This window comes from Xanthomonas campestris pv. phormiicola (genome assembly GCA_025666215.1).
Lineage (GTDB): Bacteria > Pseudomonadota > Gammaproteobacteria > Xanthomonadales > Xanthomonadaceae > Xanthomonas_A > Xanthomonas_A campestris_A.
On record CP102593.1, the window covers coordinates 3131407 to 3156229 of the forward strand.

22 protein-coding genes and 1 tRNA gene are annotated in these 24823 nt (G+C 70.9%); 16 read left to right on the plus strand and 7 right to left on the minus strand.

Annotated features, from left to right (window positions below):
• Window positions 1-45 precede the first annotated feature (45 nt).
• Entirely contained in the window at window positions 46-711 is a 666-nt protein-coding gene (locus NRY95_12965) for a cupin domain-containing protein (protein ID UYC14655.1), read from the minus strand.
• A 284-nt stretch (window positions 712-995) separates the two neighbouring features.
• On the opposite strand from NRY95_12965, the gene NRY95_12970 reads away from it, so the two are divergent.
• The 10 genes from NRY95_12970 (at window position 996) to NRY95_13015 (ending at window position 10221) form a co-directional block, all read left to right on the plus strand.
• On the plus strand, window positions 996-1709 hold the full coding sequence (locus NRY95_12970) for a response regulator transcription factor (protein UYC14656.1): 714 nt from the start codon (window positions 996-998) through the stop codon (window positions 1707-1709).
• 20 nt (window positions 1710-1729) lie between these two features.
• The gene (locus NRY95_12975; GenBank protein ID UYC14657.1) at window positions 1730-3136 is read left to right on the plus strand and encodes a sensor histidine kinase; all 1407 of its coding nucleotides are present in this window, start codon (window positions 1730-1732) and stop codon (window positions 3134-3136) included.
• On the plus strand, window positions 3133-4584 hold the full coding sequence (locus tag NRY95_12980; GenBank protein ID UYC14658.1) for an efflux transporter outer membrane subunit: 1452 nt from the start codon (window positions 3133-3135) through the stop codon (window positions 4582-4584). The genes NRY95_12975 and NRY95_12980 overlap by 4 nt, the downstream gene beginning before the upstream one ends.
• On the plus strand, window positions 4584-5717 hold the full coding sequence (locus NRY95_12985; GenBank protein ID UYC14659.1) for an ABC transporter permease: 1134 nt from the start codon (window positions 4584-4586) through the stop codon (window positions 5715-5717). Before NRY95_12980 ends, NRY95_12985 begins: the two co-directional genes overlap by 1 nt.
• Window positions 5714-6487 (plus strand): ABC transporter ATP-binding protein, encoded by a 774-nt coding sequence (locus NRY95_12990; protein ID UYC14660.1) that lies wholly within the window; start codon window positions 5714-5716, stop codon window positions 6485-6487. Before NRY95_12985 ends, NRY95_12990 begins: the two co-directional genes overlap by 4 nt.
• Complete coding sequence (locus tag NRY95_12995) at window positions 6484-7383, plus strand: HlyD family efflux transporter periplasmic adaptor subunit (protein UYC14661.1); 900 nt, start codon at window positions 6484-6486, stop codon at window positions 7381-7383. The genes NRY95_12990 and NRY95_12995 overlap by 4 nt, the downstream gene beginning before the upstream one ends.
• 67 nt (window positions 7384-7450) lie before the next feature.
• Entirely contained in the window at window positions 7451-8278 is an 828-nt protein-coding gene (locus NRY95_13000) for an alpha/beta fold hydrolase (protein ID UYC14662.1), read from the plus strand.
• Window positions 8278-8640 (plus strand): EamA family transporter, encoded by a 363-nt coding sequence (locus tag NRY95_13005; protein ID UYC14663.1) that lies wholly within the window; start codon window positions 8278-8280, stop codon window positions 8638-8640. Before NRY95_13000 ends, NRY95_13005 begins: the two co-directional genes overlap by 1 nt.
• Complete coding sequence (locus NRY95_13010; protein UYC14664.1) at window positions 8637-9035, plus strand: DMT family transporter; 399 nt, start codon at window positions 8637-8639, stop codon at window positions 9033-9035. Before NRY95_13005 ends, NRY95_13010 begins: the two co-directional genes overlap by 4 nt.
• Window positions 9025-10221 (plus strand): DegT/DnrJ/EryC1/StrS family aminotransferase, encoded by a 1197-nt coding sequence (locus NRY95_13015; protein ID UYC14665.1) that lies wholly within the window; start codon window positions 9025-9027, stop codon window positions 10219-10221. The genes NRY95_13010 and NRY95_13015 overlap by 11 nt, the downstream gene beginning before the upstream one ends.
• A gap of 260 nt (window positions 10222-10481) precedes the next feature.
• Here NRY95_13015 and NRY95_13020 read toward each other — a convergent pair whose 3' ends face one another.
• Window positions 10482-11363, minus strand: a complete 882-nt coding sequence (locus NRY95_13020) for an arginase family protein (protein UYC14666.1) — start codon at window positions 11361-11363, stop codon at window positions 10482-10484.
• Window position 11364: 1 nt separating this feature from the next.
• The gene (locus NRY95_13025) at window positions 11365-12435 is read right to left on the minus strand and encodes a GNAT family N-acetyltransferase (GenBank protein ID UYC14667.1); all 1071 of its coding nucleotides are present in this window, start codon (window positions 12433-12435) and stop codon (window positions 11365-11367) included.
• 113 nt (window positions 12436-12548) lie between these two features.
• Between NRY95_13025 and NRY95_13030 the strand changes: the two genes are divergently transcribed.
• Both NRY95_13030 and NRY95_13035 read left to right on the plus strand, forming a co-directional pair.
• On the plus strand, window positions 12549-12824 hold the full coding sequence (locus tag NRY95_13030) for an acyl carrier protein (GenBank protein UYC14668.1): 276 nt from the start codon (window positions 12549-12551) through the stop codon (window positions 12822-12824).
• A gap of 6 nt (window positions 12825-12830) precedes the next feature.
• Complete coding sequence (locus tag NRY95_13035; protein ID UYC14669.1) at window positions 12831-14066, plus strand: beta-ketoacyl-[acyl-carrier-protein] synthase family protein; 1236 nt, start codon at window positions 12831-12833, stop codon at window positions 14064-14066.
• 61 nt (window positions 14067-14127) lie between these two features.
• Here NRY95_13035 and NRY95_13040 read toward each other — a convergent pair whose 3' ends face one another.
• The 3 genes from NRY95_13040 to NRY95_13050 form a co-directional block, all read right to left on the minus strand.
• Window positions 14128-15483, minus strand: coding sequence for an aminotransferase class III-fold pyridoxal phosphate-dependent enzyme (locus NRY95_13040; protein ID UYC18584.1), 1356 nt, complete (start codon window positions 15481-15483; stop codon window positions 14128-14130).
• Between the two features lie 140 nt (window positions 15484-15623).
• Window positions 15624-16316 carry an MtnX-like HAD-IB family phosphatase gene (locus NRY95_13045; GenBank protein ID UYC14670.1) on the minus strand — a complete coding sequence of 231 codons (693 nt, stop codon included), beginning with the start codon at window positions 16314-16316 and terminating at the stop codon, window positions 15624-15626.
• Window positions 16317-16615: 299 nt separating this feature from the next.
• On the minus strand, window positions 16616-17548 hold the full coding sequence (locus NRY95_13050; GenBank protein ID UYC14671.1) for a LysR family transcriptional regulator: 933 nt from the start codon (window positions 17546-17548) through the stop codon (window positions 16616-16618).
• A 119-nt stretch (window positions 17549-17667) separates the two neighbouring features.
• Between NRY95_13050 and NRY95_13055 the strand changes: the two genes are divergently transcribed.
• The 4 genes from NRY95_13055 (at window position 17668) to NRY95_13070 (ending at window position 24543) form a co-directional block, all read left to right on the plus strand.
• The gene (locus NRY95_13055) at window positions 17668-18702 is read left to right on the plus strand and encodes an NAD(P)-dependent alcohol dehydrogenase (protein ID UYC14672.1); all 1035 of its coding nucleotides are present in this window, start codon (window positions 17668-17670) and stop codon (window positions 18700-18702) included.
• Between the two features lie 201 nt (window positions 18703-18903).
• The gene (locus NRY95_13060; protein UYC14673.1) at window positions 18904-19881 is read left to right on the plus strand and encodes a LysR family transcriptional regulator; all 978 of its coding nucleotides are present in this window, start codon (window positions 18904-18906) and stop codon (window positions 19879-19881) included.
• Window positions 19882-20186: 305 nt separating this feature from the next.
• Window positions 20187-22355 carry a TonB-dependent receptor gene (locus NRY95_13065; protein ID UYC14674.1) on the plus strand — a complete coding sequence of 723 codons (2169 nt, stop codon included), beginning with the start codon at window positions 20187-20189 and terminating at the stop codon, window positions 22353-22355.
• 103 nt (window positions 22356-22458) lie between these two features.
• Window positions 22459-24543, plus strand: a complete 2085-nt coding sequence (locus NRY95_13070) for a S9 family peptidase (protein UYC14675.1) — start codon at window positions 22459-22461, stop codon at window positions 24541-24543.
• 164 nt (window positions 24544-24707) lie between these two features.
• Here the strand turns inward: NRY95_13070 and NRY95_13075 are convergent.
• Window positions 24708-24794, minus strand: a tRNA-Leu gene (locus NRY95_13075).
• Window positions 24795-24823: the final 29 nt, after the last annotated feature.

The window sequence follows — 24823 nt, forward strand, 5'->3', positions numbered from 1 at the left end:
CGTGCCGTCAGAATTTCCCGACACGCGCCCACCATCGAGGGCGGGCTAAGGACTTCGATCCGCCGCAAGCTGCCGCGCGCACAGCCCTTGCGGCTGCCAGGCCTGGGTCAAGGTCGTCGCCGGCCGGTCGGCGTCGTGGAGGATGAGCGCAAAGCCTTGCCGTGGCCCCGTGCCGATCGCCATCAGCAGCATCGGCGGTCCGGCCTCGATGGTCAGGCTGTTGCCGGGTCCGCGCCCGATCTGGACGCCGGCCGGTGTCTCCGGGCAGGTGTCGCCGCTGACCGCGAAGAAGGCCTCCGGGCCGGAATGGACATGCAACGGTGCCGTCGTCCCCGGGGGGAAGATCGAGCGCAGATAGTCGGCCGCATAGGTCGACGCCGGCGCCACCGCGAGCGGACCGACCGTGGACACGTGCTCGCCGCCCTCTGAATGCCATGCGGCCTGCGCCAGGGTGAAGAGCCAGACCGATCCGAACGCCTCCACCACCACGCTGGTCGGGGCGGCGGCAGCGTCTGCGGACGCCTTCGACGCAAAGCGGTCGAGATGCCAGAACACCGCCCCGGCCGGCAACGCCGGCAGCGGCTTGCGCGCCAGCAGGCACGCCGGCCCTGCCTCCTCCACTGCCCCGCATTGCCGTGTGGTCGCCTGCGCGACCGCCGCTGAGGGGCACGCCGCCGCAACTGCAAGCAGACAGAAAAGCATCCCGCGCATTGCCAATCCCCTGGCCGCGAAGCAGATCGGAGCTTGCGCGCTTGCGGGCCCGGTTTCAACGCGTGCGCGCATCGACGCGCGGCGGCTTGCGCAACGGCAGGCGCCGCCGCCGGAGGACCGCGGCCATCGCCGAGCCGCCTGCCGGCCGCACCGGTTCAGCGACGGCCGCGGCGCAGTTGCCGCGCAACCGTCACCGTCGCTACATAAACGGATCCCATCGTAATCGCCTCGCCACCGCCGATTACGACGGTTTTCCAACATCCGCGTTGCAAGCATCTCGCGCCATGCGCATCCTGGTTGCCGAAGACGATACGTCCATTGCCGTTGCGTTGCGCGACTCGCTCGCCGAGTGCGGGCACGTGGTGGACCACGTCAACGACGGCGCCGCCGCCGAGCGCGCGCTCAGCGCCGAGTCCTACCACCTGCTGGTGCTGGACCTGGGCCTGCCGCGGCGCGACGGCCTGCAGGTGCTGCAGCGCGTGCGCGAGCGCCGCGACGAGGTCGCGGTGCTGGTGGTGACCGCGCGCGACGGCGTGGAGGACCGCATCCGCGCCCTCGACCAGGGCGCCGACGACTACCTGATCAAGCCGTTCGAGCTGTCCGAGTTCCTGGCCCGCACCCGCGCCCTGCTGCGCCGGCGCAGCAGCGGCGGCATCCCCGAGCTGGCCCTGGGCCAGTTGCGGATCAACCTGGCCGGACGCCGGGTGTGGCTGCAGGACGAACCGCTGGAACTGACCGCGCGCGAGTTCGCGCTGCTGGAAACGCTGCTGATGCGCAGCGGGCGCGTGGTCAGCCGCGGCCAGCTCACCGACGCGCTGTGCGACTGGCAGCACGAGATCACCGACAACGGCCTGGACATCTCCATGCACCGCCTGCGCCGCAAGCTGCACGGCTCCGGGGTCGGCATCCGCACCATCCGCGGCCTGGGCTACCTGCTGGAAGAATCCCGCACTGCGGACGCCGACGCCGACGCCGCAGCCGATTCGCACGCGTCGTGAGCGCAGCCGTGGCAGCCGCGATGGCGGGCGCAGTCCCCGCCCATCCCAGCCTGCGCCGGCGCCTGCTGGCGTTCCTGCTGATCCCGACCCTGCTGCTGATGCTGGTCGTCTCGGCGCTGTTCTATCTGCTGATGCTCAAGTACTCCAACCATGTCCACGACATGGACCTGAAGGAGGACACCCTGGGCCTGGCCAAGGCGGTCAACGACGCCGGCGCCAGCCTGCCGCTGCCGCTGCAGGCGCGGCGCCTGCTCGAATACAGCAGCGACGGCCGCGTGTTCTTCGAGGTGCGCAGCCGCGACCACGGCGTGATCAGCAACAGTACGCAGCCGATCCCGGCGCACGATGCGCCGGCCACGCTCGGCCGGGTGGCGCTGCGCGACGAGCGCATGGCCGACGGCACCCCGGTGCGCGTGGCCAGCCTGATCGTGCCGTCGGCCTGGGAGGCCAACGACCGCCTGACGATCTCGGTGGCCGAGACCCTGGACGACCGCCACCGCCGCGCGCGCGAGATCCTGATGCTGATGCTGCCGACCGAACTGCTGCTGACCTGCTCCTTGCTGGCACTGGTCTGGCATGGCGTGCGCGTGGGCCTGCGCCTGCTGCAACCGGCGGTGCGCCGGCTCGACGACAGCCAGCGCGACCTCAGCCCGGTGTCCGGCCCGGACATCCCGATCGAGGTGCTGCCGCTGACCCAGGCCATCGACGGCCTGCTGGGCCGGCTCAAGCAACTGATGGCGCTGCAGGAGCGCTTCGTCGCCGACGCCGCGCACCAGCTGCGCACGCCGCTGGCCGGGCTGAGCATGCACGTGCAGCGCGCCCAGGCCAGCACCCGCGCGCAGGACACCGCGCAGGCGCTGCAGCACATCCGCCAGCTGACCGACCGCGCGATCCGCAGCTCCACCCAATTGCTGGCGCTGACCCGCGCCCAGGCGCCCCGCGAGAGCATCCGCCCGCTGCTGCCGCTGGACCTGGCCGCATGGCTGCCGCAGGCGCTGGCCGAGCGGATTCCCGACGCGCTGCAGGCCGGGGTCGATCTGGGCTACGACGATGACGACGCCGACAACGGGCCGGCCTGGGTCGCCGCCGATGCCTGGTCGCTGCGCGAACTGCTCGACAACCTGCTCGACAACGCCTTCAAGCACGCCGCCGGCAGCATGGTCACGGTGAGCCTGCGCCGGCAGCCGCGGCATCTGCGGCTGGCGATCGACGATGCCGGCCCGGGGCTGGACGAGGCCTTGCTGCCGCGCCTGGGCGAACGCTTCTTCCGCGCCCCGGACGCGCCAGAAGGCGGCACCGGCCTGGGCCTGGCGATCGTCGCCAGCATCGCCGCGCGCCACCACGCCGCCCTGCGCTACCAGCGCTCGGCGCTGGGCGGACTGCGCGTGGAGCTGGACCTGCCGGCCAGCGCGGCACCGCCGGCATGAGCCGGCACCGCGCATCCCGCCACGCCAGCCTTGCGCTGCTGTGCGCCGCCGCGCTGGCCGGCTGCGTCAGCACGCCGCTGCCGGACCTGACGCAGCCGCTGCCGCCGCAATGGAGCGCGCTGCCGGCTGCGGCCGCGCCGCGTCCCGCCGGCAGCGCGTGGTGGCAGGACTTCCACGACCCGCAACTCGACGCGCTGGTCGCACAGGCGCTGCGCGACGATCTCGACGTGGCCCAGGCCCTGGCCAGGCTGCGTGCGGCGCGGCGCATGGATGGCGTCGCAACGGCAAGTTTGAAGCCGCAGCTGCATGCGCGCACCGAAGAACCGATCGACCCCGACGCCAGCGCCTCGTTCCTGGTCGCCGGCTTCGATGCGGAATGGGAACTGCCGCTGTTCGGGCGCGGCGAAGCCGCCCGCCGCATGAGCCGCGGCGACCTGCAGGCCGCGCAGGCCAGCCTGGAGCAGGTCCGCACCGCCACCGTCGCCGACGTGGCGCGCAACTGGATCGAACTGCGCCACGCGCAACAGGCCGAACAGCTGCTGCAACGCATCGCCGATGTCCGCCAGCGGCAGGCGACGCTGAGCGCCTCCCTGGTCCAGCTGCGCCTGGCGCCGCCAGCCGCCGCCGCCCAGGCGCAGGCCGCGCAATTGCAGGCGCAAGCCGCGCTGGGCGAACCGCGCACCGCCAGCGCCGCCGCCGCGCAACGGCTGGCGGTGCTGCTGGCGCGCAGCGCACCGGACCCGGCGTGGAGCGCCGCCGTTGCGCCAGCCGCCGTTCCGGGCGCGGCGTCGGGCCTGCAGATCGGCGCGATCGACGCGGTGCCCGCGGACCTGCTGCGGCGGCGTCCGGACATCGCCGCGCGCGAGGCCGAGGTGTTGCGCGCGGCCGGCGAACTGGGCATCGCCCGCGCCGACCGCTACCCCAGCATCGGCCTGGGCGGCGCCATCCACTGGTCCACCAACCTGCTCTCGCACCGCCGCACCGCCACCCCGCACGAGATCGCCTCGCTGGGGCCGCTGATCGACATCCCGCTGTTCGACTGGGGCCTGCGCCAGGCCACGGCGCAGGCCCGCGGCGAGCTGCTGCAGGCGGCGACGCTGGCCTACCGCCAATGCGTGCTGGACGCGGTGGCCGAAGTGCAGGACGCGCTGACCGCGCTGGAACAGCAGCGCCAGCGCGTGCTGGCGCAGCAGCAGGCGCTGCAGGCGCTGCAGCAGGCCGCCGACGCGGCGCAGGCGCGGCGCAGGCTGGGCCTGGGTAGCGATCTGGACGTCGCCACCCAGCAGGCCGCGCGCGACCAGACCGCGCTGGAGCTGCTCGAGGCGCAGCGCCAGCGCGACCTCGACTACATCGCGCTGCAGACCGCGCTGGGCAGCGCGCAAACGCAGGCCAGCGACACTGCCACCGCTACCGTCAGCGACGCGGGCAGCGCAGGCGCAACGCCCTGATGGTCGCGCTGGCCCGCCAGACCCTGCGCCACGAATGGCGCCGCTTCCTGCCAGTGGTGGTCTCGGTCGGTTTCGCCAGCCTGTTGCTGCTGCTGCAGACCGCGCTGGTGCTGGGCATCTTCGGCAGCGCCAGCGTCTACGTGTCCGGCTCCGACGCCGACCTGTGGCTGGGCTATCCGGGCACGCAGAGCGTGGACCAGGGCCGCCCGATCGATCCGGATGCGGCTACGGCGCTGTACCTGGACCCGCGCGTGGTCCAGGTCGAGCCGTTCGTCTGGTTCGACGGCGACTGGCGCGGCGCCGACGACACCGGCGCGGTGTCGATCTACGTCTCCGGCATCGACACCCGCGCCGACGGGCTGATGTTCGCGCGGCTGCTGAGCCCGGCCCTGCGCGCGGCGCTGCGCGAACCGGACACGGTGGTGGTGGACCGCGCCGAACTGGACAAGCTCGGCGTCGGCATCGGCCGCAGCGCGCGCATCAACGGCCACCGGGTGCGGGTGATCGGGGTCGGCCGCGGCCTGCGCGCGCTGGGCGGGGTCAACGTGCTGGCCTCGCTGGAAACCGCGCGCGCCCTGAACACCGATGCGGTGCACCCGGACTGGCCGACCTACATGGTCGCGCGCCTGCGGCCCGGCACCGACACCGCGGCGGTGGCGCGCGCGCTCGCCGGCAGCGCCGCGCCAGCGCGTATCGAGGCCTGGAGCGCGGCGCAGTTCGCCCGGCGCAGCATCCTGTTCTGGATGTTCGACACCGGCGCCGGCTCCGGCGTGCTGTTCCTCGGCGGCATCGTGCTGCTGGTCGGCGTGGCGATCACCAGCCAGACCCTGCTGGCCACGGTGCTCGGCGCGGCGCGCGAGTACGCCACGCTCAACGCCCTGGGCGTGAGCATGCGCGCGCTGCGCTGGGTGGTGCTGGAGCAGGCGGCCTGGGTCGGCGCGCTCGGCCTGCTCGGCGCCAGCGCGCTCGGCGCCGCGCTGGTGGCGCTGGCGCGTGCGCACGACGTGCCGGTGGCCTTCGATGGCAGCGGCTGGGCCGCGTGCGTGGTCGCGGTGATGCTGCTGACCGTGCTCTCGGCACTGGCCGCGCTGCGCGGACTGCGCCGCGCCGACCCGGCGCTGCTGCTGCGATGAACCAGGCCGCCGCCCCCATCGACGCCGCGCTGCTGCCGCACGCGGCCACGCTGCACGGCAGCGCCCTGTGCAAGAGCTTCGTCTCCGGCAAGCTGCGCACCGAGGTGCTGCGCGACGTGAGCCTGCAGGTGTGGGCCGGCGAACTGACTCTGATCTCCGGGCCGTCGGGCTGCGGCAAGAGCACCCTGCTGTCGATCCTCAGCGGCCTGCAGCGTACCGACCGCGGCCGGGTGCAGGCGCTGGGCGAGGACCTGGGCGCGCTCGACGCGACCGCGCTGGAGCGCTTCCGCCTGCGCCATACCGGCTTCATCTTCCAGGGCTTCAACCTGTTCCCGGCGCTGAGCGCGCTGGACCAGGTGCGGCTGCCGCTGCAGTACATGGGCCTGGCCGCGGCCGAGGTGCGCGCGCGCGCCGAAGCGGCGCTGGCCGAGGTCGGCATCGCCCATCGCCAGCGGCTGCGCCCGGCCGAGCTGTCCGGCGGCGAGAAACAGCGCGTGGCGATCGCGCGCGCGCTGGCCAAGCACCCGGCGCTGCTGTTCGCCGACGAACCGACCAGTGCGCTGGACGCCGGCAACGGCCAGATCGTGATCGACCTGCTGCACCGCATCGCGCGCGCGCACAACACCCTGGTGCTGTGCGTCAGCCACGATCCGCGGCTGATCCGCCATGCCGACCGCGTGCTGTCGATGGAAGACGGCCGCATCCTCGACGACCGCCGCCTGGCGCCGCCGCCCTCGCCCTCCTCTTCGTCCCGGATGTCCGCCCCATGAAAGCGTTGCTCGCCGTTCCCCTGCTGGGCCTGCTGCTGGTCGCCTGCGCGCGGCCGCCGCAGGCGGCGCCCGTGCCCAGCGCGGCGCCGGCCTACCTGGCGGTGGCGCGCGGGCGCATCGACGTGGAAGGCGGCCTGCTGCGGCTGAGCCTGCCGGTCGCCGCGACGCTGCAACGGGTGGCGGTGCACGAAGGCGACGCGGTGCGCCGCGGCACGCTGCTGATCGAAGCCGACGACCGCGCCGCGGCGCTGGAGCTGGAGATCGCGCAGACCCGCGCACAGGCCGCGACCGCGCACGCGAGCCAGCTGCAGCAGCGGCTGGCGCACGCGCAGCAGCGCCAGCGGCGGCTGGCCGAGGCGGCGCGGATCGGCGCCGGCGACGGCCAGAGCGCCGACGACGCCGGCGACGCCAGCCAGACCCTGGCCGACGCGCTGCAGGCCGCGCGCAGCGACGCCGCGCTGGCCGCCGAACAGGTGCACCAGGCGCAACTGCAGCGCGACCAGTACCGCCTGTACGCGCCCGCCGACGGCCGCGTGCTGCAGCTGGCCGCCGCGGTCGGCGCACGCAGCGATGGCGGCGCCACGCCGCTGCTGACCCTGTTGCCGGATGCGCCGCGCCTGGTCCGCGCCGAATTGAACGAAAGCTACGCCGCCGCGGTGAGCCCCGGCATGCAGGCCGAGGTGATCAGCGACGACGGCCGGCAGACCGCGCTGGGCACCGCGGTGGTGCGCTGGCTGGCGCCGGCGTTCGGTCCGGCGCAGCTGCACGACGACGCCGACGGCGCCGGCAACGACCGCAGCGTGGCCTGCGTGCTGGCGTTCCGGCAGCCGTCGGCGCTGCGCCTGGGCCAGCGCGTGCTGGTGCGCTTCCGCAACCCGGCCGCCGCGCAACGCTGAAGAAAGGCTGCTGAAACGCCTGTCCGCCACGCTGCGCGCGTTCCTTCGCTGCCGACGCCGTGCCGCCATGATCCAATCCGCCGAATTCCACTTCCAGGGCGGCCGCCACGGCGTGCTGCTGATCCACGGCCTGACCGGCACGCCCAGCGAGATGCGCCTGCTCGGCAAATCGCTGAACCGCGAGGGCTTCAGCGTGCACGGCGTGCAGCTGGCCGGGCATTGCGGCAACGAGGACGACCTGCTCGCCACCGGCTGGCGCGACTGGAGCGCCAGCGTCGAACAGGCCGCGGCGCGGATGCGCCCGCAGGTGGACAAGCTGTTCGTGGCCGGCCTGTCGATGGGCGCGCTGCTGGCGCTGCAGTTGGCCGAAGAGCGGCCGCAGTGGGTCGATGGCGTCGGCGTGCTCGGCGCCACCTTCCGCTACGACGGCTGGAACATCCCGCGGCGCGCGCGGCTGGCGTTCCTGCTGCCGTGGTTCAAACGCCTGGGCATCGGTCGCCGCCGCATGTTCCTGGAAGAACCGCCGTACGGCCTGCGCGACGAGCGCATCCGCGCGCAGATCAGCGGCGCGATGCTCGGCGGCGACAGCAGCGCCGCCGGCCTGCCCGGCAATCCGTGGCACGCGCTGGCCGAGATGCACCTGCTGTCGCGGCGGGTGCGCCGCAACCTGGCCAAGGTGAGCGCGCCATGCCTGGTCGCGCACGCGGCCGAGGACGACATCGCGCATCTGCGCAACGCGCAACTGGTGGTGGCCGGCGTGTCCGGGCCGGTGGAACTGCTGCTGCTGCACGACAGCTACCACATGATCACCCTGGACCGCGAACGCCGCGTGCTCGGCGCGCGGCTGGCGCAGTTCTTCTCCGCGCAGGCGGCCGCACCGCGCCAGGCCGCCTGATGGCGCTGCAGGCGCCCGTGGTCGCGGTGTGGCTGGCGACGGTGGCGCTGGACACGGTCGGCCAGCTGGCCTTCAAGCACGTCGCCAGCGCGCCGCTGGCGAGCGGCGCGGCGCGCTGGCGGCGCATGGCGCGGCAGCCGTGGCTGTGGTTGGGCATGGCCTGCTACGCGTTCGAATTCCTGGCCTGGACCGCGTTCCTGTCGCTGGTGCCGCTGGGCCGCGGCGTGCTGCTCGGCTCGATCAACATCGTGGCGATCATGCTCGCCGGGCGCTGGCTGTTCGGCGAGCGGCTGGGGCGCATGCAGGTGGCCGGGATCTGCCTGGTCAGCGCCGGCGTGGCCGTGGTCGGTCTGGGCACATGAGCCGCCCGCCGCTGCAACGCTACGCCGTGGGCTTCGCCCTGCTGCTGGGCTTCGACACCCTGGCCCAGTTCGGCTTCAAGCTGGGCGGCGCGCATGCGTTCCCGCCACAGGCCGAGTGGGCCTGGGTGCTGCGCCTGCTCGCCAGTCCCTGGCTGTACGCCGCGCTGCTGGGCTATGTCGGCGCGTTCTTCACCTGGATGAAACTGCTCGAGCACGCCCCGATCGGGCCGGCGTTCGCCGCCTCGCATCTGGAGGTGGTCAGCGTGCTGCTGCTGTCGGCGTGGTGGTTCGGCGAACCGATCGGCGCCTTGCAGGCGCTCGGCGCGGCGCTGATCGTGGCCGGCATCGTCTGCCTCGCGCTCGGCGAGCGCGCCGCGCCGGCCGATGCGCACTGAGGTTCCGCCCACCGCCGGCCTGCCGCTGCACTGGCGCGACCTGTGGCCGGCGCGCACGCCGCAGCGGCTGGCCGCGCAGCTCGGCTTTCCCCATGCGCTGCTGACCTGCTCGGGCACCGCCGCACTGGTCGTCGCGCTGCGCACCCTGAGCGCCGCCAGCCGCCGCCGGCAGGTGCTGGTGGCCGCTTACACCTGTCCGCTGGTGGCGCTGGCGGTGGCCCACTGCGGCCTGCAGCTGGTGCTGTGCGATCTGCTGCCCGATGCGATCGAACCCGACCCGGCGCAGCTGGCGCAGCGCTGCGGCAACGACACCCTGGCGATCGTCGCCACCCACCTGGGCGGACGCCTGACCGACCTGGAACCGCTGCGCCAGGCCGCCGCCGCCTGCGGCGCGATGCTGATCGAGGACGCTGCGCAGGCGCTGGGCGGCGTGCATGCCGACGGCCGTCCGGCCGGCCTGGGCGGCGACATCGGCTTCTGCAGCCTGGCGGTGGGCAAAGGCCCGACCCTGTACGAAGGCGGCCTGCTGATGTCGCCGCACGCGCCCTTGCGGCGCAGCCTGGCCGCGATGGCGGCGCGCCTGGGCCAGCCCGACTGGCGTTGGGAACTGCAGCGCAGCCTGCAATTGCTCGGTTACGCGGCGCTGTACCGGCCGCGCGCCTTGCGCTGGGCCTACGGCGCGCCGCTGCGCCGCGCCTTGCGTCGCGGCGACCGCGTGGCCGCGGCCGGCGACCATTTCGATGCGGCGATCCCGCAACACGCGGTCGGCGCCTGGCGCGAAGCGGTCGGCGTGCGCGCCAGCGCGCGCTGGCCGGCGTTCCTGGCGCAGGCGCGCGCACAGGGCCAGCGCCGCGCCGTACGCCTGGCCGCGATAGACGGACTGCGGGTCATCGCCGACAGCGCCGGCGCGCAGGGCAGCTGGCCGGCATTGCTGGTCCTGCTGCCGGATGCGGCCGCGCGCGAACGCGCACTGGCGCAGCTGTGGCCGCGCGGACTCGGCGTCGGTTTGCTGTTCGTGCATGCCCTGCCCGACTACGCCTACCTGCACGGCATCGTCGATGCCGCGCCGATGCCCCACGCACGCGACTTCGCCGCGCGCTGCCTGAGCATCAGCAACAGTCCGTGGCTGGACGAGGAGGGTTTCGACATCATCGTCGGCGTACTACGGCAGGTGTGTGCGGACTGACAACGCAATGTTGTGGGAGCGATTTCAGTCGCGACGGGCTTCACCGATGCGCCACGTCGCCCCCCATGGCCTGGAGGCGCAGGCATGGATCGGCAAAGGGACATTGGCGTGCCTTGTTTCGTCCAGTCGCATGGCAAACACGGTGACAGCGAGTCCCGGACCTGGGACCGCCGATTGCGGAAGGCCGGTGAGTAAAGCCCGTCGCGACTGAAGTCGCTCCGACAACATCTGGACGACTGCAAAGACCCCGGTCGTGGCGGCTACCGCCGCAACCCCGCCTCGGCCAGCGCCTGCAGCAGCCGCAGGTTCACCTGGTGCTGCCGCGCCTGCCATTCCGACAGCGATTGCGGCGACGGCGCCGGTTGCGCATCCAGCGCCGCCAGGCGCCGCTTCCACCATTGCGGATAGCGCGCTTGCGACACCTCGCCGGTGATGTCACTGCCGAGCAGTTGTCCGTGCAGATAGGCGATGGCGGTGAGCAGGTGCGGCACGCGCAGTTCGCCCTGGTCCCAGTTGGTGCGCACCTCATCCGGATCCAGCACGTCCTTGTCCAGCGACAGATAGGTCGGCATCGGCGTGCTGCGCAGCTGCTGCAGGAAGGCGTCGATCATGTCCATGCTCGAAGCGAAGCCGCGCACCGCGCGGCCCAGTCCCAGGCGCCGCGCCCAGCCGACGTCCACGCCGCTGCACCAGTAGCGCAGCTTGCCGCGGTACAGCGGACGCAGATGGTTTTCCCAGGCGTGCGCGGCGCCGACATCGCCGGAGGTGATGCCGACCACTTCCACCCGCGCCACCTGCGGCAACGCCGCGACCCGCCACACCCACGAGCCGCAATGCACCGCGAACGGAAAGCGCATGTTGTCCGGGTGGTTGTCGAACACCACCACGCGCAGCGGCGCCTGCGCGCGCTGCGCCTGGCGCACGATCAGCGGCAGGCTCAGGTGGTGAAAATCGCCGCTGCCCAGCAGCACGGTGCCGTGCTGCGCCGGCAGCACGCCGCCGAGGACGGTGCCGAAGCGCCGTAGCCGGCGCAGCGAACAGGCGAAGCGCAGCCCGTCGCACCACGCCTGCAGCGGCAGGCGCAACGCGCCCGGCACCGTGCCGAGCGATCCATCCAGGTCCAGCAGTACCGGTGCGCTCATGTCATTCCGCCGCGTCGGCGTCCGGGTCTGCAGCGCCGACGTCGTCGGCTTCGAACAGCGGCCGCAGCCGCCGCAGCACGATGCGCAGCAGCGGATTGCGCAGGTACACCGCATGCCAGGTGTAGGTGAAGCTGGCGCCGAGTTGCGCCTTCACTTCCGGGTCGGTCCAGCCGGCGACGTAGGCGCGCAGGCCATGGCAGCAGGCGTAGTCCAGGTTGTGCATCCAGCTCAGCGCGTACAGGTTGTGCTCGCGCGCATCCGGATAGTGCAGGCCGATGTACTTGTCCAGCAGCCGCCCGTCGTGCACGTAGCACAGGTTCCAGCCGATCAGCCGGCCCTGGTGGCGGTAGGTGAACACCAGGCCGCCGGAATCGGCGTCGGTCAGCAGCGCATCGAAGAACGCTTCGGTCAGCAGGTCGAAGTGCACCTCGCTCTGCGCGTAGACCTGCAGGTACAGCGCATAGCAGTGCGCGCGCAGGGCCGGGTCGGCGAAGGCGGCGCCGGTCGGCAGCGCCTCGATCTGCAGATCGGCGCGCGAGCGCAGCTTGCGGCGGATATTGCGGCGGCGGCCGCGCGACAGGCGCGCCAGATAGTCGTCGGTGGACGCGAAATCGATCGGCACCCAGGCCAGCGCCTGCCCGCGCAGCAACACGTAGCCGCTGCGCGCGCAGGCCTCCAGGAACACGTGTGCCCAGGCGTTGTCGGTGGCATCGAGCAGCGGCGAGTGCTGCGGGATGTCCTTGACGATCAGCAGCGCACGCTCGCGCCCCAGCTGCGCCCGCCACTGGCGGGGCAACTGCGCCGGGTCGGCCGCGCGCGGCAACCAGGCGTATTCGCTGACGGTGCTGCCGACGAAGCTGGTGCGCGGCCGCAGCCAGCGCCGCCACAGCCGCTGCAGCGGCCAGCCGGCGACACGCGCGCGCAGCGCCGGGTCGGCGGTGGTGAGCAGGTCGAACTCGGCGTCGAACGCCGGCACGCCATGCGCCAGGGTCCGCGCCAGGAAATCCTGCGGGGGGTGCGCGAGGAACTGCTGCTGCAGCGCCTGCGGTTCGAGTTGGCTTACGAAAGGCATCTGCAAGATTGACCGGCTAGCGTGGAGGATGGATGCCGCCGCCGTGGGCTGCGGCATGCCTTCCACCGGCGGCATTCGCCGCGCGGTGGCCTTTCATTTCGCGGAGGACTGCCATGACCCCGTCTATCGAGACACAGATCCACAGCATCGTCGCCAAGCATGGCGAGATCGATCCCGCCGGCCTGACCCCGGAGACCAAACTGCAGGACCTGGGCGTGGATTCGCTCGAGGCGATCGAAATCCTGTTCGACATCGAGGAGCACTTCGACATCACCTTCCCGCAGCGCGATCCGAACCTGGACGACGGTTCGCTGGGCAAGCTGACCGAAGCGGTGCACCAGGCGCTGGCCGCCAAGGCCGCCGCCGCCCCGCTGGCCGCGGCGCACTGAGCCGGCATGGACCGCTCGGCGCAGGGACACCGCGTCGTCGTCACCGGGATGGGCGCGGTCAGCGCGCTCGGCCTGGGTGCCGATGCCCTGTGGCGCGGCATGTGCGAGGGCCGTAGCGGCATCGCCGCGCTGGCCTCGCCCGATCCGCAGGCCACGCTGAAGATGCGCCTGGCCGCCGCCCTGCCCGGCTTCGCGCCGCAGGCGGCGCAGCTCGGCGGCATCGCGCCGGGCCAGCTGGACCGGATGACGCAGATGGCGCTGGTCGCGGCCTGCGAGGCCGTGGCCCAGTCCGGACTGGTGCTGGACAGCGCCGGCGCCGCCCGCGGCGCGGTGGTGCTCGGCACCGGCGTCGGCGCCGAATTGAGCCGCGACGAACAATCGCGGCGGCTGTATCGCGAGCAGGCCGAGCGCCTGCATCCGCTGACCATCGTGCGCAGCATGAACAATGCCCCGGTCAGCCAGATCAGCATCGCCTTCGGCCTGCGCGGCCCGGCCTTCACCATCTCCAGCGCCTGCGCCTCGGCCAACCACGCGCTGGCGCAAGCCGCGCTGCTGATCCGCCACGGCCTGGCCGACGTGGCCATCAGCGGCGGCAGCGAGGCCTGCCTGAGCGTGCCGCTGATCCGCGCCTGGGAAGCGATGCGCGTGGTCAGCGACGACACCTGCCGGCCGTTCTGCGCGCAGCGCAGCGGCCTGGTGCTGGGCGAAGGCGCCGGCGTGTTCGTGCTGGAAAGCGCCGCGCATGCGGCTGCGCGCGGCGCGCTGCCGCTGGCCGAACTGGCCGGCTTCGGCCTGGGCGCCGATGCGCACGACATCGTCGCGCCCAGCGTCGACGGCGCCGCCGCGGCGATGCGCCTGGCCTTGCAGGACGCCGGCCTGGAGCCGCAGCAGATCGACTACATCAACGCCCACGGCACCGGCACCCTGGCCAACGACCGTTGCGAGACGCAGGCGATCCGGCAGGTGTTCGGCGACCATGCCGATGCGTTGGCGGTGAGTTCGACCAAGGCGGTGCACGGCCATGCGCTGGGCGCCGCCGGCGCGCTGGAACTGGTCGCCGCGATCGGGGCGCTGCGCGAGCAGACGGTGCCGCCGACCGCGAATTTCCTGGATCCGGATCCGGACTGCGACCTGGACTACGTGCCCAACCAGGCCCGCGCGCACCGGGTACGCGCGGTGCTCAGCAATTCCTTCGCCTTCGGCGGCCTCAACGCGGTGCTCGCATTGCGCGAGGCGCGCTGAGGCGCAGGCCGCGGCGGCGGACGGGAGGCAACGCGGCGCCAACGCGCTGTCTCCCGCCATCTCATGCCACCCGCTTGGCGCGGGTCAGCAACTGGTCCAGCAGCGACAGGCCCAGATCGATCTCGTCGTGGCTGATGTGCAGCGACGGCGCCAGGGTGATCACGTTCTTGTAGTAGCCGCCCACGTCCAGCACCAGGCCGATGCGCTTGCCGTTGTGGCGCAGCTCGCCCTCCAGGCCCATGTCCACCATCGTGTCGAGCAGCTTGCGGTTCGGGGTGAAGCCGTCCGCCTGGCAGATCTCCGCGCGCAGCGCCAGGCCCAGGCCATCGACGTCGCCGATTTCCGGATGGCGCTTCTGCAGGTCGCGCAGGCCGTCGAGGAAGTGCGCGCCCTTGGCCATGACCATCGACTCGTAGTCGGTCTCGGCCAGCATGCGCATGGTCTCCAGGCCCACCGCGGTGCCGAGCGGATTGGAGGCGAAGGTGGAATGGGTCGACCCCGGCGGGAACACGGTCGGGTTGATCAGCTCCTCGCGCGCCCAGATCCCGGCCAGCGGGTTGAGCCCGTTGGTCAGCGCCTTGCCGAACACCAGCACGTCCGGGGTCACCCCGAAATGCTCGATCGCCCACAGCTTGCCGGTGCGGAAGAAGCCCATCTGGATCTCGTCCACCACCAGCAGGATGCCGTACTTGTCGAGCACCTTCTTCAAGCCGGTGAAGAAGTTCGGCGGCGGGATCACGTAGCCGCCGGTGCCCTGGATCGGCTCGACGTAGAACGCGGCGTACTCGCACTGCCCGGCCTTGGGATCCCACACGCCGTTGTACTCGGTCTCGAACAGGCGCTCGAACTTGGCCACGCACTGCTCGCCGTACTCTTCCTTGGAAATGCCCTTGGGGCCGCGGAAGTGGTACGGGAATTCGATGAACTGGGCGCGGTCGAAATGGCCGAAGCGGCGCCGGTAGCGGTACGAGGAGGTGATCGCCGAGGCGCCCAGGGTGCGGCCGTGGTAGCCGCCCTCGAAGGCGAACATCAGGCTCTTGCCGCCCGTGGCGTTGCGCACCAGCTTCAGCGAATCCTCCACCGACTGCGCGCCGCCGACGTTGAAGTGCACGCGGCCCTTGCGGCCCCACTTGCGCTCGGCGTCCACCGCGATGGTCTTGGCCAGTTCGATCTTGGTCGGGTGCAGGTACTGGCTGGCGACCTGCGGCAGCGTGTCGATCTGCCGCTTCAACGCGCCGTTCAGGCGCGGATTGGCGTAGCCGAAGTTGACCGCCGAATACCACATCTGCAGGTCCAGGTACGGCACGTCTTCGGTGTCGTACAGGTAGCTGCCGTCGCAGTGGGCGAAGATCCGCGGCGGTTCGCTGTAGTGCACGGTGTCGCCGAACGAGCAGTATTCGGCCTCGTCGGCCAGCATCTGCGCATCGCCGAGCGCGGCATGGTAGGCCGGGCCGGCGCGCAGCAGCGCGTCCGGGTCGGGCGCGGCGTCGAGCAGGTCGAGACCGCCGTGCAGCGGCGCAAGCGCGGTGGGGAGCGGAACATTCCGATTCATGGGGATCAGGCTCGTTGGGGAACGGGGAGTGGAAAGCGGGCGCTGACGACGGCAGGCGCGGCGAGGTCGTGCAGCAGGGCGATGGCGTCGTCGAACCCGCCGATCGCGTGGTGGGCGATGCCGCTGGCGCGGCAATGGCGTAAAAGGCCGTCCTTGGCGAAGACCAGATCGGCCTTGCCGGCCACGCAGAAATCGGAGCGGCCGTCGCCGATCAGCAAGGTGGAGCGCGCCGGTTCCTGCTGCGCCATCACCGCGCACTTGCAGGTGCCGCTGGCGCAGCCAGGCTGCGCGTGCGGCGAGGCCATGCGCCATTGCCCGGCGTCGGTGCGCAGCAGGCGGTTGGCGATGATCGGCAGCTGATGCAGGCCGTGCCGCGCCAGGATCCGCGCGATCGGGTAGTCCAGGCCGTCGCTGACGATGCTCAGCGGCATGCCCAGGTCGCGCGCCAGATCGACGAAGCGCACGAACGCCGGATCGATGCGGACCTCGTCGAGCACCCGGTGCAGCGCGTCGACGTCGCCGTCCAGCAGCGCCACCTGGCCGCTCATGCACTCGCGCGCACCGATGCGCCCGGCCACCCAATCGTCTTCCAGCGCGCGCCAGCCGGGCTGACCGAGACGCTCGAGCAAGGTATCGGTCACGTCCTGCAGCGACACGGTACCGTCGAAATCGCAAAGAATCTTCCACTGGGCGCGCAAGGCGGCTCTCCGGCTAATTCGGGCAGAGCCTAGGCGGGCTGTCTTTCGTGCTCCTTTCCGTATGCCGACAGCGCCGATCGGCAGCGCGCAGCCGGACGGCGTGCCCTCCGGCATGCGGCGGCGGCGAACCACCCTGCGATCCCGGCGGACACCGGGCCTGCGCCTGACCGATGCGGCAGAAGACGCCGCATTGCAGCCTCGGCACACATCCGCCGGTGGCGGGACCCACGGCCAGCTGCTGTCGCTGCGGCCCTGCACGGCCGAATGGCGCTCTGCAGATCGGACTCTTTGCGCCCGATTCAGGCCAAATTCTTGTCCCAGGGCGGGACGGGCATGAACGCCCGCATGAGTTCATCGACGACCGCCCTGATCTTGGGCGCCAAGTCCCGCGTTGCCGGCCACAGCGCGTGGATCGGAGAACCTTCGACCCCTCGCGAAGCGAAAACCGTCTGGAGGGCGCCGCTCCTCAGTTCATCGGCCACCAGCCAGGTAGGAAGCTGACCGATGCCCATGCCATCGAGCACAGCCGCGCGCAACGCGTCTCCATCGCTAATGGTGTGACGCCCCTTGATCTTGACGTTCACCGCACGTCCCTCGCCATCCAGCAGTTGCCACGGCACCATGTCGCCACCTCGTCCGAAAGCGATGCAGTCGTGACGTGCAAGATCGCCGACGGATGTTGGATGTCCGTTTTCTGCGAAGTAGGCAGGCGAGCCGCAGGTGACTGTTCTTTGAAGCCCAAGGTAGCGCGCCGAAAGAGAGCCGCTGTTGCCTGGCTCTCCCAAGCGCACCACCAGATCGACGTTCTCTTCCAGCAGATCGACTGCGCGGTCCGAAAACGCAACGTCCAGCGCGAGCTTCGGGTGCTGCCGAACGAGGTCGCGCAGCACGGGCATGACCCAGCGTCTCCCGAACGTCACCGGCAGGCTGATGCGCAGGGTTCCCGACACCTCTCTGCGGCGCGAGGCGGCCCGCGACTCGGCCTCGTCCAGTTCGGCGAGCACGCGCAGGCAGCTTTGATGGAAGTCAGCACCCGCCGCAGTCAGCGCAAGCCGACGTGTGGTTCGGTCGAGCAGGCGCACGCCCAATCGCTCCTCCAGTGTCGCCACGCCCTTGCCCACTGCCGATTTGGAAAGACCGATTCTCCTCGCGGCCGCGGTGAAACTGCCGGCCTCCACTGCCTGGACAAAGACGGTGATGCCTTGCAGGCGGGATGCGCTGTAACTCGTCATGCTGGCGCCAATTGAAGAATTTAAGTGGCCAATCTATGCGAAATTATTCGCAACCAGCACGTTTTCCTCGCCGATAAGCTGGGCCGTCGCGATTGGGCGACGTGCACAGGAGAATGAAGATGGCGGCCGAATTCATGAAGGCCTGGCAATTGCCGACCTTTGGGATGGAAAACCTGGAACTGGCGCAGCGGCCGTTACCGCGCCCTGGCCCCGATGAAGTTCTGGTCAAGGTCGCGGCGGTCTCGCTGAACTACCGGGACACGCTGGTGGTCAACGGCGAACTGTTGCCGGAGCGGCCGCGAATGCCATTCGTCCCGGTTTCCGACATGGCCGGGGAAGTGGTCGAGCTGGGTTCGAAGACAAGCCGTTTCAGGATCGGCGACCGGGTCATGGGGAACTTCTGGACGCAGTGGCTCGATGGCAAGCCGCCGCGGGCGATGCTCGAGCAAGGCTTGTCCCTGGGCGGCCCGCTGCCAGGCATGCTTGCAGAATATGTCGTGCTTCCCGAGGAGGCGGCGGTAGCGGCGCCGTTGTCCCTGTCGAATGAAGAGGCCTCCACCCTGCCCGTCGCAGCCCTCACCGCATGGTTCGCGCTGGTGGAAGCAGGACGCCTGCGCAAGGGACAGACGGTGCTGGTTCAGGGCACCGGCGGCGTGTCGTTGTTCGGCCTGCAGTTCGCCCATGCGCTGGGAGCGCGCGTGATCGTGACCTCACGCAGCGACGACAAGCTGGCCCGTGCAAAAACGCTTGGCGCTTGGGCCGGCATCAACACCAGCCGCATTCCGGCCTGGGCGCAAGCAGCGCTCGAACTGACGGATGGCCATGGCGTTGATCAGGTGCTGGAACTGATGGGCGGGGACAATCTGCGCCAGTCCGTCGAAGCCCTGGCCGGGTCCGGGCATATCCTGCAGATGGGCTTCCTGGACGACACCGAGCTGCGCATGCCGGCCATTCCGCTGATGCTCCGGCGCGCCACCTTGCGAGGTGTTTCCGTTGGACACCGGCGCGCATTCGAGGAAATGAATCAGGCCATCGACCGGCACCGCATCAAGCCGGTGATCGACCAGGTGTTTTCGTTCGCCGAAGCGCAGGCAGCGTTCAAGCACCTCAAACACGGGCCATTCGGAAAGCTGGTCATCAAGGTCAACGCGTAGCGTCCGAGTCGCGAATCGGGGCGGCCGCCGCGCACTGCCACAAGGGCTACCCGGTCAGCAACGGCGAATCGATTGCGCATCATCCACCCCGGCGGCAGTGGCCGCATTGCAGCCTTGACACACATCCGGCCAGGGGCAAGGCTAGATTCGCATCAGGGGGGGCTCATCGGCCGTATCGGGGGCCTATCAATGAAAGACGCCATGCTTGCGTCCTGCGCCGAGCAGGACGCGTTCCGCCTGGACGCGCAATTGCTCTCGGACCTGTGGGTGTTCCGGGCCGCCGCCCGTCACGGCAGCATCACCGGCGCGGCAGCGGCGCTGAACGTCACCCAGGGCGCGGTCAGCCAGCGCGTGTTGCGGCTGGAAGCGCGGCTGGGCACCGAACTGTTCCGGCGCAGCCAGCGCAGGATCGCGCTGACCCCGTCCGGCATGACCCTGCTGGGCGCGGTCAACGGCGCCTCGGCCGGACTCAACGACGCGCTGTCGCGCATCGCCCGTTCGCAGGGCGGCGCGCTGGTGGTGGTGTGCCCACCGTCGCTGGCGATCGAATGGCTGATGCCGCACCTGCCGGACTTCTATCGCGAATGCCAGGGCATCGAGCTGCATGTGCGCGCGGAGATGGTGGCGCCGCATGCGTACTGGATGGAAGAGCAGCGCGTGGACGTGGTGATCGGCTATTCGCATGCGCCGATCGCCGGCCTGTGCCAGCTGGCCGAATTCGCCGAGACGATCTTCCCGGTGTGCTCGCCGGCGACACGGCAACGCCTGGACGCGCAAGCGGCGCAGGTGCGCGACGTGCTGCTGATGCACGACGACGCGGTCTGGCTGGAAGGCGAACTGGCCGGCGCGGAGTGGCGCGAGTGGCTGGAGCACGTGGCCGAGAAACCGCGCTGGCGGATCACCGCCGAGCGCCATTTCAACCTGGCCTACCTGGCCTACCAGGCGGCGATCTACGGCGACGGCCTGGCGATGGCGCGCTCGGTCGGGATCCAGCGGCTGATCGATTCCGGCCTGCTGGTGCCGGCGCTGGATCGGCCGCCGGTGCCCAGTGCGCACTACCGGCTGATGTCGCTGCTGCCGGCCCGGGAAGGCAGCTCGGCGGCACGCTTCACCCAGTGGCTGATCGGCAGCATGCACCGCACCCAGCAGCGCGCGCTGGAGGCCCTGCGGAATCGGTGAGCAAGATCTATCAGCCTGGCTATTGGATTCGCTAGAAATGCTGCATTGCCGCAAGCGCGGCGCCGCGCTACATAGGATCACGGCAAGGCAGAGAAAGTGGGGATGCGCTTTCCGGCCGGGGACAGGCCCGCCTTGCACTGCCGGAGCGGGATCCATCCTGCCCGGCCTCCGCTGCTGCCTTCCGCTCGCTGGATCGTCGTCATCGCCTGGACCGGCGCAGTCAGTGCGTGGGCGCCGGTATGCCGACGCTCGCCGGACCCGGCGTGGAGGCATTCGCCTAGCCACTTTCGCGAGGTTCGACCGCCATGATCGCCATACCCGTCCGTGCCGTTTCCCACGCCCTGCCCCGCCGCGCCGCGGTGTCCAGCCGGCTCTCCGTCGCCCTGGCGCTGGCGTTGCTGGCGCAACATGCGCTCGCCGCGGAGGACGACGGCACCCAGGTGACCGATCTCAACAGCGTCGAGGTCACCGCCAAGAAACAGAAACAGCAGGTGCAAAACGGCGCGCTCGGCGACACATCCGACCTGGACACGCCGTTCTCGGTCAGCACGGTGGACGCGGAACAACTGGAAACGCGCCAGGCCAAATCGCTGATGGACGTGTTTTCGCGCGACGCCAGCGTCAGCCGCAGCGCCGGCAGCGACTACAACGGCTGGGCCTCGCGGCTGATCGTGCGCGGCCTGCCGTTGAGCTTCGAGGACAGCATGAAGGTCAACGGCCAGCCGACCGCGCTGTTCGGCGTCAACCTGCCGCTGGAGGCGATGGAACAGGTGCAGCTGCTCAAGGGCGCCAGCGGCTTCATGTACGGGTTCGGCCAGCCCGGCGGCATCGTCAACTACATCACCAAGAAGCCGCCTGCCGACGGCGGCGACATCGCCAGCCTCGACGTGGGCTACCGCTCCGACAGCGTCGTCAGCGAACACGTCGATGTGGGCGGCTGGCTCGGGCAGGACAAGGATTTCGGCTATCGCATGAATGCCGTGCACGAGGCCGGCAACTTCTATTCGGGCGGCCACGTCGACCGCAATGCGTTCGCGCTGTCGCTGGTCGGCAAGCTGACCCCGGCGGTGACCTGGACCGCGGACCTGCTGTACCAGGACAAGCAGATCGATGCGCCCACGCCCTACTTCTATCCCTGGAGCTACCCGCTCAAGTACCTGCCCGACGGCATCAGCGGCAACACCAACTATTCCTCGCCGGCCACGCTCAACCACGACAAGTTCAGCATGCTCTCCACCGGCCTGGCCTGGGAGATTTCGCCCGACTGGAAGGCGACGCTGTCGCTGGGCTACCTGAAGAACGATTACCGGCTGCGCCAGGAATACTTCGAACTGGACGGCGCCGACGACTACTACGACGACTGGGTGTTCAACGGCCTGGACCTGTGGACCTTCAAGTACGCGCAGGCGATGCTGCAAGGCGGCTTCGCCACCGGCGCGGTCGGCCACAAGGTCGTGGTCGGTGCGTCCTGGCAGGAAATGGCGCAGGACCTGGGCAACGGCAACCTGAGTTCCTGGGACGTGATCGGCTCGGGCTACCTGTCGGTGCCGGTGCGCTTCGCCTGGAATCCCAGTTCCGACAACCTGGCGCTGTTCCGCTATTCGGACGTCAAGCAGCTGGCCGGCTTCGCCAGCGACACCCTGACCTTCTCGCCGCACTGGTCGCTGCTGCTCGGCGCGCGCTTCACCGACTATACCCAGACCAACCACGCCTGGGGCACCGGCGAGGTCACCGACATCTACAAGAAACCGGTGTGGACGCCGACCGTGGCGCTGCTGTTCAAGCCCGCCGCCGACTCCACGATCTACGCCAGCTACGTGAAGTCGCTGGAACAGGGCAGCAGCGTCGGCAACAGCTTCGCCAATGCCGGCGCGCAGCTGGATCCGCTGCAGAGCAAGCAGTACGAGCTCGGCTACAAGATCGAAAAGCCGGGCTGGCAGGCGGCGGCGGCGCTGTTCCGGATCGACCGCGGCGCCGAATACGCCAATGCCGCCAACGTCTACGTGCAGAACGGCAACCTGCGCTACGACGGGCTGGAGCTGGAAGGCCGCGTGCAGGCCAGCGCACGGCTGGGCCTCGGCGCATCGCTGCTGCTGCTCGACGCCTACTACCAGCAGACCAGCACCGCCTGGCTGGTGGACAAGCAACTGGAAGGCACTGCCAGGCTGACCGCGACCCTGGATGCCGACTATCAGGTGCCCGGCATCGACGGCCTGGCGCTGCATTCGGACCTGAAGTGGTACGGGCGCACCGCGATCTACAACAATACCGCGCAGCAGACCACCGTCTATGCCAAGGGCTATGCCGTGGTCAACGCCGGTGCCGGTTACCAGACCCGGATCGGCGGCCGCCCCGTCACCTTGCGCGCCGAGGTGCAGAATCTGTTCGACCGCGACTACTGGCAAGGGGGCTACTACGAGTTCGCGATCGGCGCGCCGCGCACCTACGCGGCCAACGTCAAGATCGATTTCTGAGCCGGCATCCGCAGCTTGCGTTTGCCATCCTGCGCGGCCGCCACCGGCCGCGCACATGCCGCCGCGCGTCCCACGGCGGCATTCTTCGAAGAGATGTCCCGCTATGACCCGAACGTTGTTGCCATGGCGGTTGTGCGCCGCATTGCTGGTGTCGGCATGGAGCGTCGCCACGCCGGCGGCGGGCTTGCGTCCGATCAGCGCCGACGACATCGTCGACCTGCGCCATCTGGACGATCCGCAGATTTCCGCCGATGGCCACCAGGTCGCCTACGTGCTGAAGACCCCGCGCGACAAAGGCAAGCCGCCGCTGTCGCGGCTGTGGCTTGTGGACACAGCCGCCGGCGCGGCCTCCGCGCATGCATTGACCGACGCCGGGACCTCCGAGGCCGGCGAAACGGCTCCGCGCTGGTCGCCGGACGGCGCCTGGATCGGCTTCCTGTCCGATCGCGGCAAGACCCAGGACCCGCGCCCCGCCTGCGCTCCCGGCGACGCGGCGGCGGATGCCGACGCGCCGAGCATGCAGGTCTGGCGCATCGCCCGCGCTGGCGGCGCGCCGCAACAGCTGACCGCGGCCGCCGGTCCGGTCAGCGCCTTCGCCTGGTCGCCGGACGGCAGGCGCCTGGCCTGGATCGCCACCGATCCGCCGTCCGCCGAGCGCAAGGCGCGCCTGCAGCGCAAGGACGATGCGCAGCAGGTGGACCACGACCTCGCCTACGACCGGGTCTGGGTCCGCGACCTGCCCGACGGCGCGCCGCGCGCGCTGAGCGCGCCCGGCCTGCAGGTCTCGCAACTGGCCTGGTCGCCGGACGGCACCAAGCTGGCCTTGCGCGTGGCCGACGCCCCCGGTTTCAACGGCTACTGGAACCGCTCGCGGCTGCTGCTGGTGGATGCCGCCGACGGCCACCTGCTGCGCGTGGTCGCCACCGACGTGGGCGCGCAGCCGCCGCGCTGGTCGCCCGACGGCAGCCAGCTGCTGTACGCGGCGCTGAGCCGGGGCAAGATGACCTCGACCCTGCTCGCGCACCGCCTGGCCGACGATCGCCGGGTGCGCCTGGCGCCGGACTGGGACGGCACGCTGTGGCATGCGCAATGGCGCGACGCTGCGCACATCGTGGTCGAAGGCCAGCGCGGGCTGCGCGCCGAATTCCTGCAGGTCGACGCCGGCAGCGGCAAGGCGCGCACGCTGGCCGCCACGCATGCGGCCTGGGCCGCGTTCACCCTCGCCCGCGACGGCGGTGTCGCCTTCCTCGGCGAAACGCCGACGGCCCCGGCGGACATCTGGCTGCTGCGCGACGGCCGCACGCACGCGCTCACCGACAGCAATCCGCAGGTCCGGCAATGGGCGCTGGGCACATTGCGCGAACTGAGCTGGCGCAGCTCGCGCGATGGGCGCCGCATCGACGGCGTGCTGGTGCTGCCGCCGGGCTGGAAACCGGGCACGCCATTGCCGACGCTGCTGCAGATCCACGGCGGGCCGGCCTGGGCATGGTGGTCCGGCTGGCTCGGCTCCTGGCACGATTGGGCGCAGCTGCTGGCCTCGCATGGGTACGCCGTGCTGCTGCCGAATCCGCGCGGCTCCGAAGGCCAGGGCGCCGCCTTCACCGAGGCGGCCAACAACGACTGGGGCGGCGGCGACTACCAGGACGTGCTCGACGGCCTGGACGCGATCGTGGCCCAGCGCATCGCCGATCCCGCGCGCGTGGCCATCGGCGGCTGGAGCTACGGCGGCTACCTGGCGGCGTGGGCCGCGACCCACGACCCGCAGCGGCGCTTCCGCACCGCCATCGTCGGCGCCGGCGTCACCGACCTGTACAGCATGGCGCTGACCACCGACGTGCACGATTTCCTGCCCGGCTATTTCGGACGCGACGCCCTGGCCGCACGCGCCATGCTGGACGAGCGCTCGCCGCTGCGCTACGCCGAACGCGTGCGCATGCCGGTGCTGATCCTGCACGGCGAACAGGACCAGCGCGTGCCGCTGGCGCAAGGGCAGATGCTGTACCAGGCGCTGAAAACCAACGGCACGCCGGTGCAGATGGTGACCTACCCGCGCAGCACGCACTGGCCGGAAGAGCGCGATCTGCAACGCGACCTGCTGCAGCAGGTGGCGCGCTGGCTGGATAAGGAGCTTGCCGTTGGCGCAACGAGCGAAGGCTCCAGCGATGCCCAGCCGGCGCCGGTCCAATGACTTCGTGCTTCATGCAGATCGGCGCAGCCCGCGAAGATGCGCCATGTCGGCGCACGCTACAGCTGCGGCATCACGCGCGTGCGCTCAGGGAAATGCGCGGAAGCCGACCCGCCTTTCCCCATTCCCTGCTCTCCATTCCCCATTCCCGGCGTCAACGACGCCACTGGTGCCCGGAGCCGGAATCGAACCGGCATGGGGTCGCCCCCGGCGGATTTTAAGTCCGATGCGTCTACCAGTTTCGCCATCCGGGCCTGGTGCCGCTAGCGTGCCTGATTGCAGC